Source organism: Cedecea sp. P7760, assembly GCF_013386425.1.
Classification (GTDB): Bacteria; Pseudomonadota; Gammaproteobacteria; order Enterobacterales; family Enterobacteriaceae; genus Cedecea; species Cedecea selenatireducens.
Genome location: NZ_JACARU010000112.1, coordinates 1 through 358, shown reverse-complemented (window position 1 = coordinate 358; position 358 = coordinate 1). Strand labels below are relative to the sequence as shown.

At 60.9% G+C, this 358-nt stretch carries 1 protein-coding gene; it reads right to left on the bottom strand.

Annotated elements, in window-relative coordinates; all coding sequences use genetic code 11:
* On the bottom strand, positions 1-358 hold a 358-nt coding region (pdxY, locus tag HX778_RS24895), incomplete at both ends, for a pyridoxal kinase (protein WP_176983353.1).

Below are 358 nucleotides of genomic sequence, written 5' to 3'. Positions count from 1 at the left end.
TCTTCAGCCGTCACCAGCAGCATTTCAAAACGATCCTGCTGATAGCCCGCCCGGGCCAGGTGTTTCACCAGCACGATTTCTGGCCCCTGAGCGATAAGCTCGCGGGCCGTCGCGACGGCCTCGGCCACGTTGTTCACGCTGTGGCCGCTCAGAATTTCCAGCTCAATCAGGTTCGGCGCGATGATATCGCTGGCAGGCATGGCGTAGCGCGTGTGGTATTCCGCCACGCCAGGCGCCACGATGCAGCCTTTTTCCGGATGGCCCATCACCGGGTCACAGAAGTATTTGGCGTTCGGGTTAGCCGCCTTCACCTGACGCACGATAGAGAGAATATGTTCGCCCTGCTCCGCCGAGCCCA